This window comes from Streptomyces sp. NPDC005791 (assembly GCF_042871485.1).
Classification (GTDB): Bacteria; Actinomycetota; Actinomycetes; order Streptomycetales; family Streptomycetaceae; genus Streptomyces.
The window spans coordinates 154938-178492 of the sequence record NZ_JBIAIP010000010.1 but is presented as its reverse complement, the minus strand read 5'-3'; the positions used below and the strand labels follow the sequence as shown (position 1 = coordinate 178492).

Sequence of the window (23555 nt, the reverse complement as noted above, 5' to 3'; positions counted from 1 at the left end):
TTCCGACGCTGTTTACGCGGAAGTAACGTGAGAGCGTGACCCCATCGACGACCGTGCACAGTCCGCTCCGGCTGTACGGCCGCAGCGGTGAACTGGCCCTGTTGGAAACGCTGTTGCGCCGGTTGCGGGCGGGGGACGGCGGAGCCCTCGTGCTGACCTCGCCGCCCGGCCTCGGCCGCACCGCCCTGCTGCGGCAAGCCGCCGCCCACTACCTCGCAGGGCACGGCGGAGCCGTGCTGTACGCCTCCGCGGCCCCCACCGAACAGAGACTGCCCTACAGCGGGCTGCACGCCCTGTTCTGCTCGGCTCCCGGGCCGCTGCCCATCACCCCCGACACGATCCTGCGCTCCGGGATCACCCCGGGCGGGCTGCTCGGCCTGCTGCGGGGCCTGGGAGCCGAACAGCCCCTGCTGGTCTGCGTCGACGACGCGCACGCCTGGGACCCCGACTCCCGCGCCGCGCTCGTCTTCGCCGCCCGCAGACTCGGCGCGGGCAGCCGGGTCGCGGTGGTCGTCGGCGCGGCCGAGGAGACCGCCTTCGCCGGACTGCCCGCGCTGCGTCTCGGCCCGCTCGACGACGACGCGGCGGCCGCGATCCTGGACCGGCTCACCGACGGCACGGCCGATGTCGACCCCGTCGTACGCGGTGAACTCCTACGCGAAGCGTCCGGTAACCCCCGGCTGCTGGCGGGGTTCGTCGACCGTCTCACCCCCGGCCAGCTGGCCGGGCGCACCGCGCTGCCGTACCCGCTGCCCGGCGCCGAGAGCGTCCTGGACGCCCACGCCGCGCACCTGGGCGGGCTGTCCCCCGAGACCCACACCCTGCTCCTGCTGGCCGCCGCCGCGGAGGAACACGAGCCGGACGGGGCCGGCGCCGACGCGGCCCTGCTGTTCCGGGCCGGAGCCCGGGCGGGGCTGGCCACCGCACACCTCGACCGGGTGCTCTTCGCCCCCGCCGGCACCGCCGGCGCCTTGCAACGCGCGGGCAGCCGCGTGCACTTCAGTCACCCGCTGCTGCGCCGCGCGGTCCTGCACCGAGCGCCGCCGGGCCGCCGCCGGGCCGTGCACGAACTGCTGGCGGGGCTGCTCGCCGGACCCGGACCGGCGACGCTGCCCGCTCTCGTCCAGCGGGCCTGCGCCGCGGCCGGGCCGGACGCCGCCCTCGCCGGGCAGCTGGAGGCGGCGGCCACCGCGCCCCGGCCGCACGGCGAACGGTCGGCCGCGCTGGCCCGGGCCGCCGCGCTGTCCACCGACGACACACTGCGCGCCGCCCGGTTCACCGCCGCCGCCGAGCAGGCGCGGCTGGCCGGCGACACCGGCCGGGCCCGCGCCATGCTGGCCCGTGTCGGCCCCCACCCGGCCGGGGGCGCGGCGCCCTACGTACGCGGCATGCTCGCCCTGCGCGACGGCCCCGCTGCCGACGCCCGCGAGGCGCTGCTGACCGCGGCGGAGCTGCTCGCCCCGCACGACCCGCGCCGTACTCTGGACGCCCTGTTCGGCGCGGCGGAGGCCGCCTGGGACATGGGGGACGCCATCGCCTACCTGGACGCCATGAACCGCGTCCCGGTCACCGCGGCCGACCGGCCCATGGCGCAGTACCGCGCGGGGATGTGCGCCGTGCTCGCCGGGCACCCCGACCGGGGCCACGCCCTGCTGCGGTGCTGCCTCGACTCCGCCGACCGTGCCGAGGACGCGGCCGAACTCCTGCGGGCGGGCGCCTCGGCCCTGGTGCTCGGTGAGGTCGACGCGGCCGGCCGGGCAGGGGCCCGCGCTCTCGCCGTCGTACGCACCCGGGGGCCCGAAGCCCTGCTGCCGCACGCCCTGGAGCAGCTCGCGTACGCGGAACTGCGCGCCGGCCAGCACGCCAGGGCCCGGGCCCACGCGCTGGAAGGGCTGCACGCGGCCCGCCGTACCGGGCAGCGCAACTCCGCCACCCATCTGCACGCCGTGCTCGCACTCGCCGCCTCCGTGGAAGGGCCCGCCGAGGCGTGCGCCGCCCACGCCGAAGCGGCACTGGCCGGGGCGGGGCCGCACGGCCTCGCCCAGGCGGCCATGCTCGCCACCTGGGCGGTCGCCCGTGCCGACCTGGCGGCCGGGCGGCCGGGCGAGGCGGCGGCCCGGCTCGGACCACTGGTCAGGCCGGGACCCGGTACCGGGCACTTCGCCACCCGGATGCTCGCCGTACCGTGCTACGTCGAGGCGATGGCGCTCTCCGGTCGCGCGGACGAAGGCGCCGGTGAACTCGCCGCCGCAGTCGAGGAGTTCGCGCTGTGGACCGCCCGGACCACCGACCCGCAGGTCTCGGCGCAGCTGGCCCGCTGCCGCGCCCTGCTGGCGCCGCCGGAGGAGGCCGCCGCCCGGTACGAGGAGGCGCTGGCCCACCACGACCGGGCCGGCGGTGACTTCGAGCGTGCCCGTACCCAGCTGCTCCACGGCCAGCTGCTGCGCCGTCTGCGCCGTACCCGCGAGGCCCGCGGCCCGCTGCGCGACGCGCTGGTCGCGTTCGAACGCTGCTCGGCCCGCGTCTGGGCCGATCGGGCGGGAGGTGAGCTGCGGGCCGCCGGGGAGGCGGTGGACGTACCGGATCAGAGCGGCCCCGGCCCGCTGGCCGGGCTGACCCCGCAGCAGCAGCGGATCGCCCGCTGTGTCGCGGAGGGCGCCACCAACCGTGAGGTGGCGGTGCGGCTCTCGGTGAGTCCCCGGACCGTCGACCACCATCTCCGCAACGTCTTCGCCGCTCTCGGAATCCGGTCCAGGACCGAGCTCGCGAGGCTGCTGGACCGCGGGGCCGGGCCGAGGTTGCAGGACCGTGATGAGAAGAACCGCGCAGACCTCTAGGTACCGACCGGGCGGTATGCCATTCTGCGGTCGTCAGGATCAATCGGTGTGCGCCCGCCCAATGCGGGCCCGGCGCACACCGGGGCCGGCCCAACCGCAGCCGGCCGATTCCCGGTGGAGGCCGCCATGCCGCAGGTCGTACGTTCACGGATCAGGGCGCTGCACGGACCGCCCCCCGTAGCTCCGTCGCCGCACCGAGTCCGCTCCCTGGCCGACCGTGAGGCCGTGGCGGTGCTCCACCGTGCCGCCCAAGGGCTGCTGGAGGCGCTGCCGGAGCTCACGGACCGGCTGGTCGAGGCGCTGAGGGAGCAGGAGCCCGCCTACCGCGCCGCGATGGAGAACGAGCCGTCCGAGATCTGGCAGGAGGTCCACCACTCGCTGAGGCACAACGTCGCCTCACTCATCCAGCCCAGGGAATTCCGCGAGGCCGCCCACCGCACCTCCCGGTGGATCGGCGAGAGCCGGGCCGAACAGGGCGTACCGCTCGACGCCGTCATGCACGCCTTCCGGCTGGGCGGCGCGATGGTCTGGCAGGACCTGGTCGACGACACCGCCAGGCGCCACCCCGAGGACACCCGGCTGCTGGTCCATGTCGCCGCGGATGTGTGGAACTTCGTCGACGAGCACTGCGGTGTGGTGGCCGAGGCCTATCGGCAGGCCGAACGGCGGCTCTCCTGGCGCCGCGAGAACCAGCAGCGCCTGATGACGGCGGCCCTGCTGGACGGCACCGCCCGGATCGCGGACCTGCCGGACGCCGCGGCGATGCTGGGACTCCCGGTGCAAGGGCGGTACGCCGTACTCGCGGTCGCCGCCGCCCGCCGTGCCCCGCACGGCACCGGACGCCCGCCGCTGGAGCTGGCCGAGGGGACGCCCGTGCTCTGGCACGCGGCGGGGGTCGTGGAACTCGCGATCCTGCAGCTGGGGACGGCCCCGGCGGTGGTCGGGACGGAGCCGGGGGGCGACGCCGCCCCCGCGCACGCGGGTGGCGGGAGTGAACTCCACGCCCTCACCACTGATCTGATGATGCCTCAGGGGACGCGCGTAGGGGTGAGTTCCGTGGTCGACGGGCTCGCCTGCGTCGGTGACGCACGACGTCTCGCCGAGACGGCGCTGCGTGCCTGCCCCGCGTCGGGCGGCACCGTCCTGCTCGACGAGCACCTGCCCGCAGCCCTCGTCGTGTCCTCGCCCGGCCTCGGAACAGCGCTCGCCGACCGGGTCCTCGGACCGCTGGACCGGCTCGACCCCGCCGACCGGGACGTGCTCATCGAGACGCTGACGGCATGGCTCGACTCGGACGGTTCGGCGCAGCGGGCGGGAGCGAAGCTGTACTGCCACCGCAACACGGTGCTGAACCGGCTGCGGCGGTTCGAACAGCTGACGGGGCGCTGCCTGACCAGACCGTCGGACGCGGTCGAGGTGTCCCTGGCGCTGGCGGCGCGGCGGCTGCTGACAGGCTGAGCGCGGTGGTCCACGGCGGCGGAGGGAGCCCGAAAGGCGCTGCTCCGGCCCTGCGGCTGTGCGGCGGCACAGTCCTTCGCCGGGCGCGCTGTACCCGCGCCGCGCGCCGCCCCGCCCCCCTGTGCCGCCCCCCGTCCCGGCTGGTGCCATGGCGCGCATGTCTTCAGCTGCCCCTTGCACAGCCGTACCGGCGGAGCGAATCCGGTGAGCGGCGCGATCGACGCACGGTCCCTGGCCGTGGTCATCTTCCTCGGTTTCGTCGCCGTGTCCCTGCTGCTGTGCGGACTCGCCGCGGCCGACCAGGACGATCCGGAACACTTCTACGCCGGCGGCGCCACCCTCGGCCCGGTCGGCGCCGGACTGGCCATCGCCGGGGACTACGTCTCCGCCGCCACACTGCTCTCCACCACCGGGTCCGTCGCGCTCGCCGGCTTCGACGGACTGCTGTTCGCGCTGGCCACCGTGGCCTCGCTCCTCCTGGTGATGCGGCTCTTCGCCGAACGCCTGCGCCGCAAGGGCGTGTTCACCATGGGCGACTTCCTGGCCGACCGGCTCGGCGACGGCTCCGTACGCCGTGCGCTCGGCGTGGCCACCCTCGTCGTGCTGGCCCCGCTGCTGCTCGTCCAGCTCACCACCGCCGGCCGCGTCATGACCTCCATGTTCGGGCTGCCCGAGGGCGCCCTCACCGGCTGCACCGTGGCCAGCGGCGCGCTGATGGTCTGCTACTCGGCGTTCGGCGGCATGCGCGGTACGGGCTACATCCAGATCCTCAAGGTGGCCGTCGTCCTGGGCGCGGTCACCCTCCTCGCGGGACTCGTCCTCGCCCGTTTCGACTGGTCCCCGTTCGCCCTCTTCGACGCCGCCCGGGAAGGCAGCGAGGCGGGCGGCGACTACGCGCGCCCCGGGCTGCAGTTCGGCCACGGCCTCGCGGGCGGACTCGACCTGGTCGGCTTCCAGCTCACCCTCGTACTCGGCGCCGCCTGCATGCCGCACATCATGATGCGGCTCCATCCGATCCGTGACGCCTGGACCGCCCGCCGGGCCGGCGTCTGGGCCGTCGGCCCCGTCGCCCTGCTGTGCGTCGGTATCGTCGTCGTCGGACTCGGCGCATCCGCCCTGGTGGGCCGGGACCTCCTGCATGCCGCCGACCCGGCCGGCGGCACCGCCCTGCTGATGGTGACCAGCGCTCTGGACCCCGGCGCGGCCGGACCGCGGGACAGTCCCCTGTTCGCCCTCGTGGCCTGCGCCGCTTTCGCCACCACCCTGGCGGCTGTCGCCGGGATCACTCTGGCCGCGGCCTCGTCGCTGGCCCGCGACTTCGGGGCGAAGTCGGGTGCGCAGGGCGAGGGCAAGGCCTCCGTCAGGGAGATCCGGCGCGCGCGCTGGGCCGTCGTGGGGATCGGGGCGCTCGCCGTATTCCTCTCGGCGTACACCCACGACCGCAATCCGCAGGTGCTGCTCTCCCTGTCGTTCGCGGCGGCGGCCTCGATCCTGCCGCCCGTCCTGCTCCACGCGCTGTTCCGGCCGGGCTTCGACGCCCGCGGGGTGCGGTGGACCGTCTACGGGACGCTTCCGCTGATCGTCACCCTCATGGTCCTGTCACCGGCGTTCTCCGGCACGCCCGTCGCGCTCTTCCCCGAGTGGGACTTCGACGTCTTCCCGCTCCAGACCCCGGGCCTGGTCACGATCCCCGCAGGGTTCCTCCTGGGGCTGCTGGGGGCGCGGCGGGACCCGGACGCCGCCCCGGACGAGCGGCGCCGCCACCGCGCCCCTTGGGGATCCGTACGCGCACGGGGCGGGGCCTGAGCGGCTTCCGGAAGGGGTTACAGGCCGAGTTCCGCCGTGTGGAGCCTGGCCAGCGCGTCCTTGTCGCCGTCCAGCTCCACCCGCGCCGCGTCCTGCCGCCCCGCGGCGAACAGCAGCAGCTCCCCCGGCTCCCCGGTGACCGTCACCACCGGGGTGCCCTTGTGGGCCACCGCCGTCTGGCCGTCCGGGCGCCGCAGCACCAGACCCACCGGGGCCCGGCGGCCCAGCATCCGGGCCGTCTTCTCGGTGCGCGACCACAGCACATCGGCGAAGACCGGATCGAGATCGCGCTGCGACCAGTCGGGCTGGGCCCGCCGTACGTCCTCCGCATGGATGTAGAACTCGACGGTGTTGGCCGCCTCGTCCAGCTGCTTCAGGCCGAAGGGCGAGAAACGCGGCGGACCCGTACGGATGAGCTGGATCAGCTCCTCGTAGGGCCTGGCGGCGAACTCGGCCTGGACCCGCTCCAGCCGGTTCCTCAGAGGGCCCAGCATGATTCCGCCCGCCGCGTCCGCACGGCGTTCACGCACCACGACATGGGCCGCCAGGTCACGGGTCTTCCAGCCGTCGCACAAGGTCCGGGCCTCGGGACCCGCCGCTTCCAACAGGTCGGCGAGCAGAAGACGTTCACGCTTCGCATGGGTCGACATGCCCGCCAGCGTACGACCGCCGCACGCGGTCCGCCCAGTGGACGCACGGCCGGGAGGTGCCACCGGGCGCGGCACAATGGGGCGCATGACCAGCACGCCCGGCTCCACGCCCGCCAGCAACCTCGACCCCGACGTCGCCGCCCGCCTCAAGCGAGGCCCCGACGGACTGGTCCCGGCCATCGCCCAGCAGTACGACACGGGCGAGGTGCTCATGCTCGGCTGGATGGACGACGAGGCGCTGCACCGCACCCTCACCACGGGCCGCTGCACCTACTGGTCGCGCAGCCGCCAGGAGTACTGGGTCAAGGGCGACACGTCCGGACACACCCAGCAGGTCGTCTCCGTCGCCCTGGACTGTGACGCCGACACGGTCCTGGTGAAGGTCGACCAGACGGGTGCCGCCTGCCACACCGGCGACCGGACCTGCTTCGACAAGGACGTCCTTCCGCTCACCGCGCCCCGATAAGGTCAGCCGCCATGGATCTCGAGACCTTCCGCAAGCTCGCCGCCGACCGGCGTGTCGTCCCCGTCAGCCGCAGGCTCCTCGCGGACGGTGACACCCCCGTGGGGCTCTACCGCAAGCTCGCGGCCGAACGCACCGGCACCTTCCTCCTCGAATCCGCGGAGAACGGCCGCACCTGGTCCCGCTACTCCTTCATCGGGGTACGCAGCGCCGCCACCCTGACCTCCCTCGACGGGCAGGCGCACTGGCTCGGCACCCCGCCCGTCGGCGTCCCCCTCGACGGTGACCCGCTGCGGGCGCTGCGGACCACCGTGGAAATACTGCACACCCCCCGCGACCTGGTCGGCGACGACGGCCTGCCGCCGTTCACCGGCGGCATGGTCGGCTACCTCGGCTACGACGTCGTCCGCCGGCTGGAGCGGATCACCGAGCACGGTGGCGACGACCTGAAGCTCCCCGAGCTCACCATGCTGCTCACCTCGGACCTCGCCGTGCTCGACCACCAGGACGGCACCGTCCTGCTGATCGCCAACGCGATCAACCACAACGACCTGGACACCGGGGTCGACGAGGCGTACGAGGACGCGGTCGCCCGGCTCGACGCGATGGAGCGCGACCTGTCCCGGCCCGTGGAGAACGCCCCCACCGCACTGCCGCCCTCCGAACTCCCGCCCTACACCGCGCTGTGGGGCGGCCAGGCCTACATGGACGCCGTCGAGGACGTCAAGGAGCGCATCAGGGCCGGCGAGGCCTTCCAGGTCGTCCCCTCCCAGCGCTTCGAGACGCCGTGCACGGCGAGTGCCCTGGACGTCTACCGGGTCCTGCGCGCCACCAATCCGTCGCCGTACATGTACCTCTTCCGCTTCGACGGCTTCGACGTCGTCGGCTCCAGCCCCGAGGCGCTCGTCAAGGTCGAGGACGGCCGGGCGATGGTCCACCCGATCGCCGGGACCAGGCACCGGGGCGCCACCCCGCAGGAGGACCAGGCGCTCGCCGAGGAGCTCCTCGCCGACCCGAAGGAACGCGCCGAGCACCTGATGCTCGTCGACCTCGGCCGCAACGACCTGGGACGCGTCTGCGAACCCGGCAGCGTCGAGGTCGTCGACTTCATGTCGGTCGAGCGGTACTCACACGTGATGCACATCGTCTCCACCGTCACCGGCCGTGTCGCCGAGGGTCGCAGCGCCTTCGACGTCCTCACCGCGTGCTTCCCCGCAGGCACGCTCTCCGGCGCACCCAAACCCCGAGCCCTGCAGATCATCGAAGAGCTCGAACCCACCCGCCGGGGCCTGTACGGGGGCTGCGTCGGCTACCTCGACTTCGCCGGGGACTCCGACACCGCCATCGCCATCAGGACCGCCCTGCTCCGCGACGGCACCGCGTACGTCCAGGCAGGTGCGGGTGTCGTCGCCGACTCCGACGCCGCCGCCGAGGACATGGAGTGCCGCAACAAGGCCGCCGCGGTCCTGCGGGCCGTGCATACGGCGAACCGCCTCCGGCCGTGCTGAGCCGGTAGGGGATAGTGGAGTACGTGAGTGCTGTCCCCGTACCCCAGTCCCGTGCCCGAGCCGCCTCCGCGCCCGACAGCGCCGGAAGCCGCCGGAGCCTGGCCGCCGGCCTGCTCGCCGGGGCGGCCGGCGCCACCGTCGTCCTCCTCGCCTCCGGGCAGACCTGGGCGGAGGGAAAGGCGTCCGTGGGCGGCGGCACGCTGCCGCTCAGCGCCGACGGCCAGGACGTCACCGGCCTCCCGGCGGCCCTGGCGGTCGTGGGCCTGGCCGCCCTCGTCGCCGTCTTCGCCGTCCGCGGCGTCGGCCGGCTGCTCGTCGCCGGACTGCTGGCGCTCAGCGGTCTCGGCGCCGGGCTGAGCGCCTGGACGGGCGCCTCGGACAGCGCCGCCCTGGACGAGCAGGCCGCGCAGACCACAGGCAACACCGCGGCCACCATCGGCGCCCTCAGCCACACCGCCTGGCCCTACGTCACCGCGGCCGGCGGGCTGCTGATCCTGCTCGCCGGGCTGCTCGCACTGCGCTACGGCAGCCGCTGGCCGGCCATGTCGGGACGGTACGAGCGCGACGGGACCCCCCGCCCCCGCAAGGCCGCCCGCACCGCCCCGGACCCCGACCGGCCCGAGGAACTGTGGAAAGCCCTGGACCGCGGCGAGGACCCGACGCGCGAGGCATGACCCCCAGCCTCACGTCCACCGGCGCGTACGGGACAATGGCAGCAAGCTTTCACGAGCGCGACACCTTCAGCGCAACACCAACAAGGAGCAACTCATGGCGGGCAGCAGCCACGGACACACCCCGGCCGCCTGGACCGGTGTCATCATCTCCTTCATCGGCTTCTGCGTCGCGGGCCTCTTCATGGTCGCGGCGAACACGCTCGGCTTCTGGGTGGGCATCGCCGTGACGCTCCTCGGCGGGGTCGTCGGTCTCGCCATGAAGATGGCCGGTCTCGGCATGCCGAAGGAGTCCGCCGAGATGGCGGCCGCCCGTGCCCGCGCCGCACGAGCGCAGATCACGGCTTAGGACAGCCCTGAGGGGCACCCGGCGGGTGCCGCTCCCAGGACACGACGCGAGGCGCAGCCCGGACCGGGCTGCGCCTCTCCGCGTGAGCGGGGACAATCGGCGCGTGGACGCCTCAGCCTCTCCCGCAGCCCCCGCCCCGGACCCGGCCTCCGTACCCGGGCTCGCGCCGCCCCCCGCCCCGGTCTCCCGGATCCGGCGGCTCGCCGTTCCCGTCGGGGTCATGGCCGCCGTCGTCGGGGCCTTCGGCTACGTCGCCGCGGTCGACCCCAACGAGCCCGGTCACTACCCGGTCTGCCCCATGCTCCGGTTCACCGGACTCCTCTGCCCCGGATGCGGCGGGCTGCGCAGTGCCCACGCCTTCGCCCACGGAGACCTCGCCACCGCTCTCGGCTCCAACGCCCTGGCCGTCGTCGGTTTCGCCGTCTTCGCCGTGGTCTGGCTGCTCTGGACGGTCCGTGCGAGCCGGGGCACGCCCCTGAGGATCGGTGTCGCGCCCCGTTACTGGTGGGGCGTCGGCGCGGTGCTGCTGGTGTTCTCCGTGGTCAGAAACCTGCCGTTCGGCTCGGCACTGGCGCCGTGAATGACCAGGTGGTGGGACGTGAGGACGCCGGATGCGAGCCTTGAGCCCTCCTGCGGATACCATCGAGAGGGCTGATCCTGTACCCATCACCGCTTCGGAAGGGGGCCGCTCGCGTGAGTGTGCTCGACGAGATCATTGACGGCGTTCGCGCCGACCTCGCGGAGCGGCAGGCGCGTGTCAGCCTCGACGAGCTCAAGGAACGCGCCGCGCGCGCTCCCCGGGCCAAGGACGGTGTCGCCGCACTGCGGGGCGAGGGCGTGACCGTCATCTGCGAGGTCAAGCGTTCCAGCCCCTCCAAGGGGGCACTTGCCGCCATCGCCGACCCGGCCGCGCTCGCCGCGGACTACGAGGCCGGCGGGGCATCCGTCATCTCGGTCCTCACCGAGGAGCGCCGCTTCGGCGGCTCGCTCGCCGACCTGGAGGCCGTCCGCGCCAAGGTCGACATCCCGGTCCTGCGCAAGGACTTCATCGTCACCTCGTACCAGCTGTGGGAGGCCCGGGCCTACGGCGCCGACCTCGCGCTGCTGATCGTCGCCGCCCTCGACCAGGAGGCCCTGGTCTCACTGATCGAGCGCGCCGAGTCGATCGGTCTGACGCCGCTCGTCGAGGCGCACGACGAGGAGGAGGCGGAGCGCGCCGTCGACGCCGGGGCGAAGATCATCGGTGTCAACGCGCGCAACCTCAAGGACCTCAAGGTCGACCGTTCCACCTTCGACCGCGTAGCCCCCGAGATCCCCGGCCACATCGTCAAGGTCGCCGAGTCAGGTGTCCGCGGTCCGCACGACCTCATCGCCTACGCCAACGCCGGCGCGGACGCCGTACTCGTCGGTGAGTCCCTGGTCACCGGACGCGACCCCCGTGCCGCCGTCGCCGACCTGGTCGCCGCCGGCGCCCACCCCGCGCTCCGGCACGGACGGGGCTGACACCCTCCTCATGGCCGCCGACCGTCCCGCGTCCCGTGTCCGGCCGGGCCTGCGGCCCGCCGGGGCCGGGGCCGCCCGGGACCCGCACGCGCCGCTGGCGCGCGGCTGCCGCCCCCGTGGCTGCCGCGCCCCCGCCCGGCGTGTGCACGGCCGGCGCGTGCGGTACGTGATCGGCGACGAGCCGGGGCAGGTCAACGGCATGCGATGGCGTACGGGTTCCGCGCCTGTGCTGAGCCCCGTACGTCCCACCGCCCCGGCAGTCCACCGGCCGGCGTGGCGCTCAGCTCATGGCGCATACGGTGACATCACCCGTTTGCGATTCGAGGAGCACGTCGCATGTCGTCCGACTTCTTCATTCCGGACCCCGAAGGTCTGATTCCCAGCGCCGAGGGCTATTTCGGCGCTTTCGGTGGCAAGTTCATCCCGGAGGCGCTGGTCGCCGCCGTGGACGAGGTGGCCGTCGAGTACGACAAGGCCAAGGCGGATCCGGCCTTCGCCGCAGAACTCGACCAGCTCATGGTCGACTACACGGGCCGTCCCAGCGCGCTGACCGAGGTCCCGCGCTTCGCCGAGCACGCCGGAGGTGCCCGCGTCTTCCTCAAGCGCGAGGACCTCAACCACACAGGCTCACACAAGATCAACAATGTGCTCGGCCAGGCGCTGCTCACCAAGCGCATGGGAAAGACCCGCGTCATCGCGGAGACCGGAGCCGGACAGCACGGTGTCGCGACCGCGACCGCCTGCGCCCTCTTCGGGCTCGAGTGCACCATCTACATGGGTGAGATCGACACCGAGCGCCAGGCGCTGAACGTGGCGCGGATGCGGATGCTCGGCGCCGAGGTCGTCGCGGTGAAGTCCGGCTCCCGGACCCTCAAGGACGCCATCAACGAAGCGTTCCGCGACTGGGTCGCCAATGTGGACCGCACCCACTACCTCTTCGGCACCGTCGCCGGACCGCACCCCTTCCCTGCTATGGTCCGCGACTTCCACCGGGTGATCGGCGTCGAGGCCCGCCGCCAGATCCTGGAGCGCACCGGCCGGCTGCCGGACGCCGCGGTCGCCTGCGTCGGCGGCGGCTCCAACGCCATCGGCCTCTTCCACGCCTTCATCCCGGACGCGGGCGTCCGGCTGATCGGCTGCGAACCCGCCGGGCACGGTGTGGAGACCGGCGAGCACGCGGCGACGCTGACCGCGGGTGAGCCCGGAATCCTGCACGGCTCCCGCAGCTACGTCCTCCAGGACGAGGAAGGCCAGATCACCGAGCCGTACTCGATCTCGGCCGGGCTCGACTACCCGGGCATCGGCCCGGAGCACGCCTACCTCAAGGACGTCGGCCGCGGCGAGTACCGCGCGGTCACGGACGACGCGGCCATGCAGGCGCTGCGCCTCCTCTCCCGCACCGAGGGGATCATCCCGGCCATCGAGAGCGCGCACGCGCTGGCCGGGGCCCTGGAGGTCGGCAGGGAGCTCGGCAAGGACGGGCTGATCCTGGTCAACCTGTCCGGCCGCGGCGACAAGGACATGGACACGGCGGCGCGGTACTTCGGGCTGTACGACGGTGCCGACGCGGTCGTCGAGGCCGATGTGGCCGACGGAGAGGAAGAGGTCACCAAGTGAGCGGCAACCGAGAGCTTCTCGAGCTGACGCTGGCCAGGGCGGCGTCCGAGGACCGGGCGGCGCTCATCGCCTACCTGCCCGGCGGCTTCCCGACCGTCGACGGCGGCATCGCGGCCGTCAAGGCGGCCGTCGCGGGCGGCGCCGACGTCATCGAGGTGGGACTCCCGCACAGCGACCCGGTGCTCGACGGACCGGTCATCCAGACCGCGGACGACATCGCGCTGCGCGGCGGCCTCAAGATCGCCGACATCATGCGTACGGTCCGGGAGACCCATGAGGCGACGGGTGCGCCGATCCTCGTCATGACGTACTGGAACCCGGTCGACCGGTACGGCGTGGAGCGGTTCACGGCCGAGCTCGCCGAGGCGGGCGGCGCCGGGTGCATCCTGCCCGACCTGCCGGTCCAGGAGTCCGGGCTGTGGAGGGAGTACGCGGACAAGCACGGTCTCGCCACCGTCTTCGTCGTCGCCCCGAGCAGCCAGGACGCCCGCCTGGCCACCATCACGGCGGCGGGCTCCGGCTTCGTGTACGCCTCCTCGCTGATGGGGGTCACCGGCACCCGCGCATCGGTCGGCGAGCAGGCCCAGGACCTGGTGCGCCGCACCCGCGCCACCACGGACCTGCCGGTCTGTGTGGGCATCGGCGTGTCCACCGCCGAGCACGCCCGGCAGGTCGCGGGCTTCGCCGACGGGGTGATCGTCGGATCGGCCTTCGTGAAGCGGATGCTGGACGCCCCGGACGAGGCCGCAGGCCTCGCCGCCGTCCGCGCGCTGGCGGGCGAACTGGCCGAAGGCGTTCGAAAGCGCTGACCGCGCTCATCACCCGTACGGGTGGACATGGGGCCGGGGAGGCGCTCGCGCGCCTCCCCGGTTCGTTTGCCCGGTGTGAGCGACAAGAACGAGGACCGAAGAAGAGCCGCGCGTGACCGGCTCGTCCAGCGGCGTGAGCAGGACCGGACACGGGAGCGCCGGCGCCGCACGCTGATCGTGGCGACCGCCGTGGTGGGGGTGCTGGCGCTGGCCGCCGTGATCGGTGTGATCGCCGCCGACGCGGGCAAGGACGACCAGGACCGTGAGGCCGGGCCCGCCGTCACCCCGTCCGGGGCGGTGGGGGAGGACGGCCTGGCCCTCCAGGTGGGAGCCGACGACGCGCCGTCCACGCTCACCGTCTGGGAGGACTTCCGCTGTCCGGCCTGCGCCCAGTTCGAGAACGCCTTCCGCGACACGATCACGGAGCTCGCGGACAGCGGGCAGCTCAAGGTGGAGTACCACCTGGTCACGATCATCGACGGCAATCTCGGCGGCAGCGGATCGCTCCGCGCGGCCAACGCGGCCGCCTGCGCCCAGGACGTCGGCATGTTCGCGCCGTACCACGACGTCCTCTACCGCAATCAGCCCACGGAGACCGACGACGCCTTCGCCGACAACAGCAAGCTGATCGAACTGGCCGGCAAGGTGGACGGCCTCGACACACCCGGCTTCCGCACCTGTGTGGAGGACGGCACCCACGACAGCTGGGTCGAGAAGTCCGGCGACGCCTTCGACGAGGGCGGGTTCGAGGGCACACCGACCGTGCTGCTCAACGGCGAGTCGGTCTTCCCGAAGAAGGGGGACGAACAGATCTCCGTGGCCAACCTGAAGAAGTGGGTCGCGGCGGCGAACAAGGGCAAGAAGCCCGGCACCGTCGGGGCGACACCGTCGTCGTAGGCGTCGTGGGCGAGGAACGCGCCCCCGCGGACGCTCCGTCGGAGTACCCGTTACCCAGAAGTTGCCGGACGGCTCGCCGCACGGACCGTCCGGCAGGGTAGCGTCGACCCCGTCATGAACCTTGCCTTCATTCCCAGCCCGTCGACCGGCGTGATCGAGCTCGGCCCGATCCCGCTCCGCGGCTACGCGTTCTGCATCATCATCGGTGTCTTCGTCGCCGTCTGGCTCGGCAACAAGCGCTGGATCGCCAGGGGCGGCAGAGCCGGCACCGTCGCCGACATCGCCGTGTGGGCCGTGCCCTTCGGCCTGGTCGGCGGCAGGCTCTACCACGTGATCACCGACTACCAGCTGTACTTCAGCGACGGTGAGAACTGGGTGGACGCCTTCAAGATCTGGGAAGGCGGCCTCGGTATCTGGGGCGCGATCGCGCTCGGCGCGGTCGGTGCCTGGATCGCCTGCCGCCGCCGTGGGATCCCGCTCCCGGCCTGGGCGGACGCGCTGGCCCCCGGCATCGCCATCGCCCAGGCGATCGGCCGTTGGGGCAACTGGTTCAACCAGGAGCTGTACGGCAAGCAGACGGACGTGCCCTGGGCGCTGAAGATCAGCGAGGGCCCGAACCGGGTCGCGGGAACCTACCACCCGACGTTCCTGTACGAGTCGCTGTGGTGCGTCGGCGTCGCGCTCCTGGTCATCTGGGCGGACCGCCGCTTCAAGCTCGGACACGGAAGGGCCTTCGCGCTGTACGTCGCGGCGTACTGCGCGGGCCGCGGATGGATCGAGTACCTGCGCGTCGACGAGGCGCACCACGTACTGGGCCTCCGGCTGAACGTGTGGACCGCGATCATCGTGTTCGTGCTCGCCGTCGCCTACATCGTGATCTCGGCGAAGGTGCGCCCCGGCCGCGAGGAGATCGTCGAGCCCGCCGTGAGCCCGGCGGAGGACGGCGGGAAGGCCACCGGCGCCGATTCCGCCGAGGACACCGCCACCGACGCCGATTCCGAGGAAGCCCCCGCCGACGCCGAGCCCGCCCCCGAGGCGCAGGCGACGCAGGCCGACGAGAGCACGCAGAAGGCCGACAGGAGCTGACGCTCCACCCACGCGTGTGGTGAGAGGGGGCCCCGGACCACAGAGGTCCGGGGCCCCCTTGCGCACGTACGGGAGTTCTCAGCGACGCCGAGCCAACGAGAGCGTGCGTTCCGCTGCCGCCACCACCGCCGCGTCGACGAAACGGCCGTCCGGCAGGGCCTGCGCCCCCGCCTCGGTCCGGGACGCCTCCAGGATCTGCTCCGCCGCCTCGACCTCGCACGCCACGGGCCGGAACGCCCGCTCGATGACGGACAACTGCCGCGGATGGATCGCCGCACGGCCGAGCAGACCGAGATTTCTCCCGTGCGCACAGGACGACCGCAGCCCGGACAGGTCCCGGACATCGGGGTACACCGACATCACGGGAGGGTCGAGTCCGGCCGCCCGGGCGGCGATCACCACACGGCTGCGCGGCCAGTCCAGTGCGGCGTCGTCCCGCACCCCCAGATCCGCCCGGAGGTCCGCCTCGCCCAGGGCGATGCCCCGCACGGCGTGATGCGCCCCGGCGATCGAGTACGCGTGCTCGATGGCCAGCGCCGACTCCAGCAGCGGATACAGCGGCACCCCCGGCGCCAGAGCCGCGACATGGTGCACGGACGCCGCATGGGTGATCTTGGGAAGCCGCATCCCGGACAGCCCCGGCAGGCCCGCCAGCGCCTTCACGTCGTCCTCGCCGTGCACCCGGACATGGACCGGCACTGCCATCGGGTCCACCGTGACCGGATCCGCGAGGAGCTCCACCGTCGCCGACCGTGCGTATTCCTTGCGTTCCGGGGCGACCGCGTCCTCCAGGTCCACGATCACCACGTCCGCACCCGCGCCGAGCGCCTTGCGGACCACCCCGGGCCGGTCCCCGGGAACGTACAGCCAGGTCAGCGCCACCGCCGGGCCGCTCACAGCGCGCCCTCGTCCCGCAGCGCCGCGATCGTCGGTGCGGGGAGGCCGAGCTCCGCCAGGATCTCGGCGGTGTCCGCTCCGTGCGGCCGGCCGGCCCAGCGGATCGCCCCCGGTGTCTCCGAGAGCCGGAACAGCACGTTCTGCATCCGCAGCGGCCCCAGTTCGGGGTCGTCGACCTCGGCGATCGAGCCCAGCGCCCGGTACTGGGGATCCTCCATCACGTCCCGGACGTCCTGGATCGGCGCGATCGCCGCCTCGGCCTTCTCGAACGCGTCCACCGCCTCCTCCCTGGTACGCCGGGCGATCCAGTGGCCCACCGCCTCGTCGAGTTCGTCGGCGTGCTCGGCGCGCGTGGTTCCGGCGGTGAACCATGGCTCCTCGATCAGATCCGGGCGCCCCACGAGACGCATCACGCGTTCCGCGACGGACTGGGCGGAGGTCGAGACGGCCACCCAGTGTCCGTCGGAGGTGCGGTAGGTGTTGCGCGGGGCGTTGTTGCGGGAGCGGTTGCCGGTCCGCGGCTGGACGTATCCGAGCTGGTCGTACCAGAGCGGTTGAGGCCCCAGCACGGTCAGGATCGGCTCGATGATCGCCATGTCCACCACCTGGCCGCGGCCGGTGCGGTCCCGTCCGGCCAGCGCCGTCATCACGGCGTACGCCGTGGCGAGCGCCGCGATCGAGTCGGCGAGCCCGAACGGCGGCAGGGTCGGCGGCCCGTCCGGTTCCCCGGTGACGGCGGCGAAACCGCTCATCGCCTCGGCGAGCGTGCCGAAGCCCGGCCGGTGCGCGTACGGGCCCGTCTGCCCGAAGCCCGTGACCCTGGTCAGCACCAGCCGGGAGTTGGCGGCGGACAGCTCCTCCCAGCCGAGCCCCCAGCGCTCCAGGGTGCCGGGCCGGAAGTTCTCGATGATCACATCGGTGCGGGCGGCCAGCCGCAGCAGCACGTCCCGGCCGCCCGGGGAGGACAGGTCGAGCGTCAGCGTGCGCTTGTTGCGGCCGAGGAGCTTCCACCACAGGCCGACGCCGTCCTTCGCGGGGCCGTGCCCCCGGGAGGGGTCGGGCTTTCGCGGATGCTCGACCTTGATGACCTCGGCACCGAAGTCGCCGAGCATGGTGGCCGCGAGCGGGCCGGCGAAGAGGGTGGCGAGATCCAGGACCCGCAGGCCGGCGAGAGGAGCGGTCGTCGTGTTCACACGGCCCCGCTCTCGCTGCGGTACGGCATGGACGTCTGGGCACCGGGCCGCTGGACGCAGAGCGCGGCCGCCGCCGAGGCCCATGCCAGCGCCTCGGGTACGCCCCGGCCCTCGACCAGCGCCACGGCGAGGGTGCCGACGAAGGCGTCCCCGGCGCCGGTCGCGTCGACGGTGCTGACCTCGGGGGCAGGGAAGAGGACGGGCTCGCCGCCCCTGGCCGCGTACAGACAGCCCTTCCGGCCGAGCGTGATCACGACCTCGGGGACCTGGCGGAGCAGGATCTGGGCGGCGGCACGCGGATCCGAGCACCCGGTGAGCGCGGCCGCCTCGTGCTCGTCGGGGACCAGCAGGTCGACGGTGTCCAGGAGCCCGGAGGGCAGGGGCTGCACGGGGGAGGGGGTCAGGATCGTCCGTACACCGTGGGCTTTCGCGGTCCGCGCCCCCTCCGTCACGACGGAGAGCGGAAGCTCCAGCTGCAGGAGCAGCAGGCCGGCCGCCGCGACGGCGGCCTCCTCGCCGGTGCCGAGCGCGGTCACGGTGCCGTTGGCACCGGGGATCACCACGATCGTGTGCGATCCCTCGTCGTCCACGACGATGTGCGCGGTGCCGCTGGGCCCCGCGACGGTGTGCAGCAGTTCCGTGTCCACACCGGCGTGTTCGAGACGGGTCCGGAGCAGCGAGCCGTACTCGTCGGTACCGACCGCACCGATCATCACGACGTCGCCTCCCGCGCGGGCCGCCGCGACGGCCTGGTGGGCGCCCTTCCCCCCGGGGACGGTCCGGAACTCCCGTCCGGTGACGGTCTCCCCGCGCCCGGGGGCCCGGGCGACGTAGGCGACCAGGTCCATGGTGGTGCTGCCGAGCACCGCGATCGCTGTCATGGGCGGCGTACCTCCTGAAGAGTCAGTTCCGCGAGGGCGTCGAAGCCGATGGAGTCGAAGCCGGGTACGGATGTGGCGAGGCGGTTCTTGAGCGGGGCGGTCCAGTGGTCGGGCAGCGCGGAGGCCCGCCCGGCCAGCAGCCCCGTGAGCGAGCCGGCCGTCGCGCCGTTGGAGTCGGTGTCCCAGCCGCCGGACACCGCGCAGCCGATGGAGCGTCCGAAGTCCCCGTCGGCGTGGGTGAGGGCGGCGGCCAGGAGTGCCGCGTTGGGCAGGACGTGCACCCAGTGGTGGGTGGGCCCGTAGGCGGCGTGGAGACGGTCCACGACCGTGTCGAAGTCCGGTTCGTCGCGGGCCGCCCGGATCCCCAGGCGTACCGCACGGGCGTACCGGGACCGGGGCGGCACCACGCGCAGCCCGGCCGCCAGGCAGCCGTGCACGTCCGTCTCCCCGCCCGCCGCCTCGGCGAGAGCGGCGGCGGTGAACATCGCCCCGTACACCCCGTTGGCCGTGTGGGTGAGGACGGCGTCCCGGTGAGCCTGCTCCGCTGCCGCCCCCGGGTCGCCGGGGTGTGTCCAGCCGTGCACGTCGGCCCGGATCTGGGCGCCGATCCACTCCCGGAACGGGTTGCGGTGGCGTGCGGTGTCCGGCGGCTCGACGCCGTCGAGCAGGTTGCGGTACGCGATGCGCTCGGCGGTGAAGACACGGCCCGCCGGGAGCTCTTCGAGCCACAGCCTGGCGAGGTCGGACGTGCTGAAGTCCCGGCCGTGCCGCTGGAGGAGCAGCAGGGTCAGCAGAGGATGGTCGAGGTCGTCGTCCTCCGGCATCCCGTCGATGTTCTCGGCGAGGGAGGTGGGCGCCGAGCGGCGGTTCCAGGGGTACCGCGCGGTCAGCTCGGCGGACAGCCCGCGAGCGGTGAACCAGGTGCCGATCGGCCAGTTGCCGGTGGCGCGGGCCAGCGCGCGGATGCCGGCCAGCGGCAGCTTCTCGACCGGCTTGCCCAGCAGACAGCCGGCGGCCCGGCCCAGCCAGGCCGCGTGCAGACGGTCGGGGCCGGGGGAGACGGGGCGGGTACGCGGGGCGGGCCAGCGTGGGCAGACGGCCCGGATCCGGTCCAGGCCGGTCGGCTCGTCATCGGCCAACGGGCTTTCCAGCAGGGCTAGTTCGTCCAGCAGCTGCTCGGCGAGCGCGCGCAGCCGGTGCGGGACGGAGGGCTCCGAGGCCCCCGCGCGCTCCGGGGCGGGGGCGCCGCCCGCCGCGTACCAGCGCCGCTCGATGTCCCCGGCGTCCCGGCCGTCCTGCGCTGCCTGGCGCAGCTCGTGGCCCACCAGGTCCTCCGGCTGGACCCAGGTCAGACGTACGGTCACCTGCCGTCGCCCGCCAGCACGGCGAACGCCGCCTCGTGCCTGCGGCGCCGCGCCGTGTCCTGTACGAAGATCTCCCGGGTGACGTCCGCCAGGGCCCGCGCCGGTGCGTGCAGATCGAGGCGGCTGGCCTCGCCGACCGTCTTCACCCAGGCCTCGGGGATCGCCTGCTCGCCGTGGAGTGCACCGGCGAGCGCCCCGCTCATCGTGGCGATGGAATCGCAGTCACGGCCGTAGTTGACCGAACCGAGCACCGTGTGGCGGTAGTCGCCGCCGCCGACGAGCAGCATGCCGAGCGCGACAGGCAGCTCCTCGATCGAGTGCAGCCGGGAAGGCCGCCGGGCGCCGAGCGAGGGGTCGCGGTAGTGGGGGCCCACCGTGTCGAACGGGGCCACGGCGGCGCGCAGTGGCAGCAGTGCGGACTCGAAGTCCGTGTAGCGGGCGGCCACTTCGCACACCGACTCGATCGCCGACCGGGTGCCGTCCTTGGCCAGGGCCAGCGCGGTCTCGACGACGGATGCGGGGGTCGCGTCGGGCGCGCACGCGGCGGCGACGGTGGCCGCCAGCACCCCGGCCGCCTCTCTGCCGTACGAGGACTGGTGGGCCCCCGCGACGTCCAGCGCCTCCGCGTACGCCGCCTCCGGATGGGCCGCGTTCACCAGGCCGACCGGGGCCATGTACATCGCCGCCCCGCAGTTGACGACGTTGCCCGAGCCCGCCTCGCGAGGGTCGGCGTGCCCGTAGTGCAGCCGAGTGACGATCCACTTCTCGGCGAGGAAGAGGCGCTGCAGGGGGAGTGCCTCGGCTTCCAGCTCCGGAATCCAGCGGGGTCGCGACATCAGGTCCGGTACGAGGTGGTCGGCGACGGCGTAGGCGTCGAGGTGGCCGCGCACCGTCTCGTACACCCGGACCAGCGCATGGGTCATCAGGGTGTCGTCGGTGACGTGCCCGTCACCCTTGTGGTACGGGGCGATGGGGCGCGCGGTGCGCCAGTCGTCGCCGTACCAGGGCCCGACGACGCCGGTCACCCGGCCGCCGTGGCGCTCGGTGATCTGCTCGGGTGTCCAGCCCTCGACGGGACCGCCGAGCGCGTCCCCCACGGCCGCGCCGACGAGGGCTCCGGTGACGCGTTCATCCAGGGTGAGTGCCGTAGTGGTCGTGCCGACCGCGAGCGGTGCGGATGTTTTGTGTGCCATGCCGGAATTGTCCACCCGGGGCGGCTGGTTCCGTGGCTGCGAGCAGCCCGGCGAGTTCGACGAGGTCGGTGCCCGCGAGCCGGGGCAGCGCGCACCCGGCCAGCGTCCGACAGGCCTCCCGCCAGCCGGCGGGCACCGTCCCCGCTCCGCCCAGCGCCCCGGTCAGGGCCCCTGCCAGTGCCGGGGCGGAGTCGGCGACCCGGGACAGACAGGCCGCGGCGGGAACGGCCTGGGTGAACGCGCCCCGGGCGGCGGTCGCCAGGGCCAGGGCGACGGGCACGGTCTCGGCCGCGGCGATCCCGTAGCTGTAGACGTGGTCCACGATCTGGTGCTCCAGCACCGGGACGAGCGCGAAGGCGCCCGCCGCCTCGTCGGCGAACTCCCGGGCCAGCCGCACGGCGTGGACGGCGTTGCGCGCGATCTCGGTGCCGTCCGGAAGCTGGTCGAGCGCGGCGTCCACCACCGAGTCGACATCCGCTCCGGCCAAGGCCTCGGCGATCGCGGCGGCGACGGCGCGCGCGCCGTGCACCCCGTCACCGTCCTGGGTGTAGCGGGCGTCGAACTCGGCGAGCCCGGCAGCCGCCGCCGGGTCCCCGGGGTGCATGACCGCGAGGACGGCGGCGCGTACGCAGGCCGCGTCGTCGAAGTAGTGCGGGTTGTCGTGGCCGGTGGCGGGCGGCCGCAGCCCGGCGGCCAGGTTGCCGAGTCCGGCCCGTACGGAGATCCGGGCCCGCAGCGGCAGGACCGCCGACTCGACCTCGGGCGCCCGGGCGCTCGCGGCGGCGACCTTCGCCGCCAGCGCGTTCCACGACCGGTCGACCGCGTCCCGCACCCGGTGGCCGGGAGAGAGGCCCGGTGCGTGGTCGGCAGCGGCGGCCAGCACCGTCCGGGCGGCGAACGCGGCCCACTCGGCGTCGTCGGAGGGGCCGAGCCGCAGCGGTTCCGGCGGCTGGTTGAGGGCGATGGGCACGGGCAGCGTCGTCGTCGCGTTCTGTTCCGCGAAGGTGTCCAGCTCCCGGGTGAGCCGCCGCGTCCACTCCGGCATCCGCGCCGCCCGGTGCCGCGCGGCCGGCCAGCCGGCGGCGTCACCGGCGGCCAGCCCGAGCAGCAGCCCCTCGATCCTGGCCCGCCTGCCCGGAGCGCCGCAGCTCCCGGCGCCGGCGCCGGCGGCGGCCGCCGGTTCGGCGGTGATCCGGATGGCCACGTGCGGGGTGGACTCCGTCACGGCGGGCGAGCCCTGCGGGGCGTGGCCGGCGGCGGTCACCGGGCACCCAGCCGGCCGCCGGGGGCGGCGGCGGTGCCGGGCTCCCGGCCCGGGGCGGGAGACGTCCCCGGCGTATCCTCCCCGTCGTCCGGGGTCAGCAGATCCGCGATGTCCAGTACGTGGTAGCCGCGCATCGACGGCAGGCAGCTGCCGCGCACCGGCCCGATCGCCGCCGCCCAGTCCGGGGGGATCGCCGACGCCCCGTGCAGAGCGCCGGCCAGTGCGCCCGCCACGGCGGCCGTGGTGTCGGCGTCCCGGCCCATGTTCACGGCCGTGAGTACCGCCGACCGGAAATCACCGCGCGCCGCCGTGAGGGCGCCGAAGGCCAGGCCCACCGCCTCCGGTGCCAGATCCGTCCACGGGTAGCCGCCGATCACCACCGCCGAGCGCACCGCGCGTTCCCCGGCCAGCCGGTCCGGGTACGAGCGCTGCGCGGCCGTGACCGCACGGCGCAGCGAGCGGGCCGTCCAGGAGTCCATCGGTACGACCGAGAGCGCGGCGGCGATCACGGAGGCGAGTCCCGCCCCCACCATCGCGGCCGCCACCCCCGCCGCGACCGCCTGCCCGCCGTAGATGCCCTCGCCGTCGTGGCTGACCCGCCCGTCCACCGCCACCAGCCGCGCGGCCTCGGCGGGACGGCCCGCCGCGAACACCCCGAAGGGCGCCGCCCGCATCGCGAGTCCGTCGCTCCAGGCGTGCCGGTGCTGCGCGGAGATCGGGGCGGCGAGACCGCGTCGCAGGTTCTCCAGCGTGCCGCGCTCGCTGAATCCGGCGCCACGGAACGGGCCCTCGTCCAGATCGGCGATCCAGTGGTGCCAGGCCCGTTCGACATGCGAGACGGTGAGCGCCGAGCCGTGCCTGGCCAGCAGCAGTCCGGAGAAGATCGCGTACTCGGTGTCGTCGGTCCCGGCCGGATCGTCGCTGACGAAGCCCTCGATGCGGCCCCAGCGGCGGCGGATCTCGGACGGCCGCAGGTTCTCCGCCGGGGCTCCGAGCGCGTCCCCCACCGCGAGCCCCAGCAATGCCCCCCGGGCCCGGTCACCCGTGCTCGCCGCCGCGCCGTCCGCTCTGAGCTCCATCGTGTCGCCCCTTCGCTCGCACCCGGAAAG

Annotated in this window: 21 protein-coding genes and 1 pseudogene; 14 read left to right on the top strand and 8 right to left on the bottom strand. The window is 74.0% G+C overall.

Translation table 11 applies throughout. From position 1 onward, the window contains the following. Positions 1–35 precede the first annotated feature (35 nt). The 3 genes from ACFYSH_RS21005 to ACFYSH_RS20995 all read left to right on the top strand — a co-directional run bounded on the left by ACFYSH_RS21005 (position 36) and on the right by ACFYSH_RS20995 (position 6101). A complete protein-coding gene (locus tag ACFYSH_RS21005; RefSeq protein WP_388754366.1) occupies positions 36–2837 on the top strand; it encodes a LuxR C-terminal-related transcriptional regulator in 2802 nt (933 codons plus the stop codon). A gap of 126 nt (positions 2838–2963) precedes the next feature. Beyond that, positions 2964–4295, top strand: a complete 1332-nt coding sequence (locus ACFYSH_RS21000) for a helix-turn-helix domain-containing protein (RefSeq protein ID WP_359466321.1) — start codon at positions 2964–2966, stop codon at positions 4293–4295. 204 nt (positions 4296–4499) lie between these two features. Next, positions 4500–6101: a cation acetate symporter gene (locus tag ACFYSH_RS20995; RefSeq protein ID WP_359466319.1), complete on the top strand. Its 1602-nt coding sequence runs from the start codon at positions 4500–4502 to the stop codon at positions 6099–6101. Positions 6102–6118: 17 nt separating this feature from the next. Here ACFYSH_RS20995 and ACFYSH_RS20990 read toward each other — a convergent pair whose 3' ends face one another. Then, positions 6119–6751 (bottom strand): TIGR03085 family metal-binding protein, encoded by a 633-nt coding sequence (locus ACFYSH_RS20990; RefSeq protein ID WP_359466317.1) that lies wholly within the window; start codon positions 6749–6751, stop codon positions 6119–6121. 85 nt (positions 6752–6836) lie between these two features. Here ACFYSH_RS20990 and hisI point away from each other — a divergent pair, with 85 nt between their 5' ends. The 11 genes and pseudogenes from hisI to lgt all read left to right on the top strand — a co-directional run bounded on the left by hisI (position 6837) and on the right by lgt (position 15654). Next, complete coding sequence (hisI, locus tag ACFYSH_RS20985) at positions 6837–7217, top strand: phosphoribosyl-AMP cyclohydrolase (protein WP_359466315.1); 381 nt, start codon at positions 6837–6839, stop codon at positions 7215–7217. 11 nt (positions 7218–7228) lie between these two features. Continuing rightward, positions 7229–8722, top strand: a complete 1494-nt coding sequence (locus ACFYSH_RS20980) for an anthranilate synthase component I (protein WP_359466313.1) — start codon at positions 7229–7231, stop codon at positions 8720–8722. Positions 8723–8736: 14 nt separating this feature from the next. After that, positions 8737–9396 (top strand): TIGR02234 family membrane protein, encoded by a 660-nt coding sequence (locus ACFYSH_RS20975; RefSeq protein WP_359466311.1) that lies wholly within the window; start codon positions 8737–8739, stop codon positions 9394–9396. A 94-nt stretch (positions 9397–9490) separates the two neighbouring features. Continuing rightward, positions 9491–9742: an HGxxPAAW family protein gene (locus tag ACFYSH_RS20970; RefSeq protein WP_359466310.1), complete on the top strand. Its 252-nt coding sequence runs from the start codon at positions 9491–9493 to the stop codon at positions 9740–9742. Between the two features lie 103 nt (positions 9743–9845). Beyond that, a complete protein-coding gene (locus tag ACFYSH_RS20965) occupies positions 9846–10322 on the top strand; it encodes a DUF2752 domain-containing protein (protein ID WP_359466308.1) in 477 nt (158 codons plus the stop codon). 113 nt (positions 10323–10435) lie between these two features. Next, complete coding sequence (gene trpC / locus ACFYSH_RS20960; RefSeq protein WP_359466306.1) at positions 10436–11245, top strand: indole-3-glycerol phosphate synthase TrpC; 810 nt, start codon at positions 10436–10438, stop codon at positions 11243–11245. 10 nt (positions 11246–11255) lie between these two features. After that, a pseudogene (gene trpM, locus ACFYSH_RS20955) lies at positions 11256–11456 on the top strand (tryptophan biosynthesis modulator TrpM); the annotation flags it as partial. A gap of 125 nt (positions 11457–11581) precedes the next feature. Then, entirely contained in the window at positions 11582–12862 is a 1281-nt protein-coding gene (gene trpB, locus ACFYSH_RS20950) for a tryptophan synthase subunit beta (protein WP_359466304.1), read from the top strand. Then, a complete protein-coding gene (gene trpA, locus ACFYSH_RS20945; RefSeq protein WP_359466302.1) occupies positions 12859–13671 on the top strand; it encodes a tryptophan synthase subunit alpha in 813 nt (270 codons plus the stop codon). Before trpB ends, trpA begins: the two co-directional genes overlap by 4 nt. 75 nt (positions 13672–13746) lie before the next feature. Beyond that, complete coding sequence (locus ACFYSH_RS20940) at positions 13747–14568, top strand: thioredoxin domain-containing protein (RefSeq protein WP_359466300.1); 822 nt, start codon at positions 13747–13749, stop codon at positions 14566–14568. Between the two features lie 114 nt (positions 14569–14682). Continuing rightward, positions 14683–15654 (top strand): prolipoprotein diacylglyceryl transferase, encoded by a 972-nt coding sequence (gene lgt, locus ACFYSH_RS20935; protein ID WP_359466298.1) that lies wholly within the window; start codon positions 14683–14685, stop codon positions 15652–15654. A 78-nt stretch (positions 15655–15732) separates the two neighbouring features. Here lgt and ACFYSH_RS20930 read toward each other — a convergent pair whose 3' ends face one another. The 7 genes from ACFYSH_RS20930 to ACFYSH_RS20900 are packed head-to-tail and all read right to left on the bottom strand — an operon-like array spanning position 15733 to position 23525. Then, the gene (locus ACFYSH_RS20930; RefSeq protein ID WP_388754358.1) at positions 15733–16551 is read right to left on the bottom strand and encodes an HpcH/HpaI aldolase/citrate lyase family protein; all 819 of its coding nucleotides are present in this window, start codon (positions 16549–16551) and stop codon (positions 15733–15735) included. Then, complete coding sequence (locus ACFYSH_RS20925) at positions 16548–17744, bottom strand: CoA transferase (protein ID WP_359466294.1); 1197 nt, start codon at positions 17742–17744, stop codon at positions 16548–16550. The genes ACFYSH_RS20930 and ACFYSH_RS20925 overlap by 4 nt, the downstream gene beginning before the upstream one ends. Continuing rightward, entirely contained in the window at positions 17741–18625 is an 885-nt protein-coding gene (locus tag ACFYSH_RS20920; protein ID WP_359466292.1) for a ribokinase, read from the bottom strand. The genes ACFYSH_RS20925 and ACFYSH_RS20920 overlap by 4 nt, the downstream gene beginning before the upstream one ends. Then, complete coding sequence (locus ACFYSH_RS20915; RefSeq protein ID WP_359466290.1) at positions 18622–19989, bottom strand: ADP-ribosylglycohydrolase family protein; 1368 nt, start codon at positions 19987–19989, stop codon at positions 18622–18624. Before ACFYSH_RS20915 ends, ACFYSH_RS20920 begins: the two co-directional genes overlap by 4 nt. Next, positions 19986–21182: an ADP-ribosylglycohydrolase family protein gene (locus tag ACFYSH_RS20910; RefSeq protein WP_388754353.1), complete on the bottom strand. Its 1197-nt coding sequence runs from the start codon at positions 21180–21182 to the stop codon at positions 19986–19988. Before ACFYSH_RS20910 ends, ACFYSH_RS20915 begins: the two co-directional genes overlap by 4 nt. Next, on the bottom strand, positions 21118–22446 hold the full coding sequence (locus ACFYSH_RS20905; protein WP_388754352.1) for an ADP-ribosylglycohydrolase family protein: 1329 nt from the start codon (positions 22444–22446) through the stop codon (positions 21118–21120). The genes ACFYSH_RS20910 and ACFYSH_RS20905 overlap by 65 nt, the downstream gene beginning before the upstream one ends. Further along, positions 22443–23525, bottom strand: a complete 1083-nt coding sequence (locus tag ACFYSH_RS20900; RefSeq protein ID WP_359466285.1) for an ADP-ribosylglycohydrolase family protein — start codon at positions 23523–23525, stop codon at positions 22443–22445. The genes ACFYSH_RS20905 and ACFYSH_RS20900 overlap by 4 nt, the downstream gene beginning before the upstream one ends. Between the last annotated feature and the right edge of the window lie 30 nt (positions 23526–23555).

Excerpts from the sequence above, each read along its gene's own strand:
- ACFYSH_RS21000 (WP_359466321.1), top strand. The coding sequence starts at position 2,964 with ATGCCGCAGGTCGTACGTTCACGGATCAGGGCGCTGCACGGACCGCCC.
- ACFYSH_RS20990 (WP_359466317.1), bottom strand. The coding sequence starts at position 6,751 with ATGTCGACCCATGCGAAGCGTGAACGTCTTCTGCTCGCCGACCTGTTG.
- hisI (WP_359466315.1), top strand. The coding sequence starts at position 6,837 with ATGACCAGCACGCCCGGCTCCACGCCCGCCAGCAACCTCGACCCCGAC.
- ACFYSH_RS20980 (WP_359466313.1), top strand. The coding sequence starts at position 7,229 with ATGGATCTCGAGACCTTCCGCAAGCTCGCCGCCGACCGGCGTGTCGTC.
- ACFYSH_RS20970 (WP_359466310.1), top strand. The coding sequence starts at position 9,491 with ATGGCGGGCAGCAGCCACGGACACACCCCGGCCGCCTGGACCGGTGTC.
- trpB (WP_359466304.1), top strand. The coding sequence starts at position 11,582 with ATGTCGTCCGACTTCTTCATTCCGGACCCCGAAGGTCTGATTCCCAGC.
- lgt (WP_359466298.1), top strand. The coding sequence starts at position 14,683 with ATGAACCTTGCCTTCATTCCCAGCCCGTCGACCGGCGTGATCGAGCTC.
- ACFYSH_RS20920 (WP_359466292.1), bottom strand. The coding sequence starts at position 18,625 with ATGACAGCGATCGCGGTGCTCGGCAGCACCACCATGGACCTGGTCGCC.
- ACFYSH_RS20910 (WP_388754353.1), bottom strand. The coding sequence starts at position 21,182 with ATGGCACACAAAACATCCGCACCGCTCGCGGTCGGCACGACCACTACG.
- ACFYSH_RS20900 (WP_359466285.1), bottom strand. The coding sequence starts at position 23,525 with ATGGAGCTCAGAGCGGACGGCGCGGCGGCGAGCACGGGTGACCGGGCC.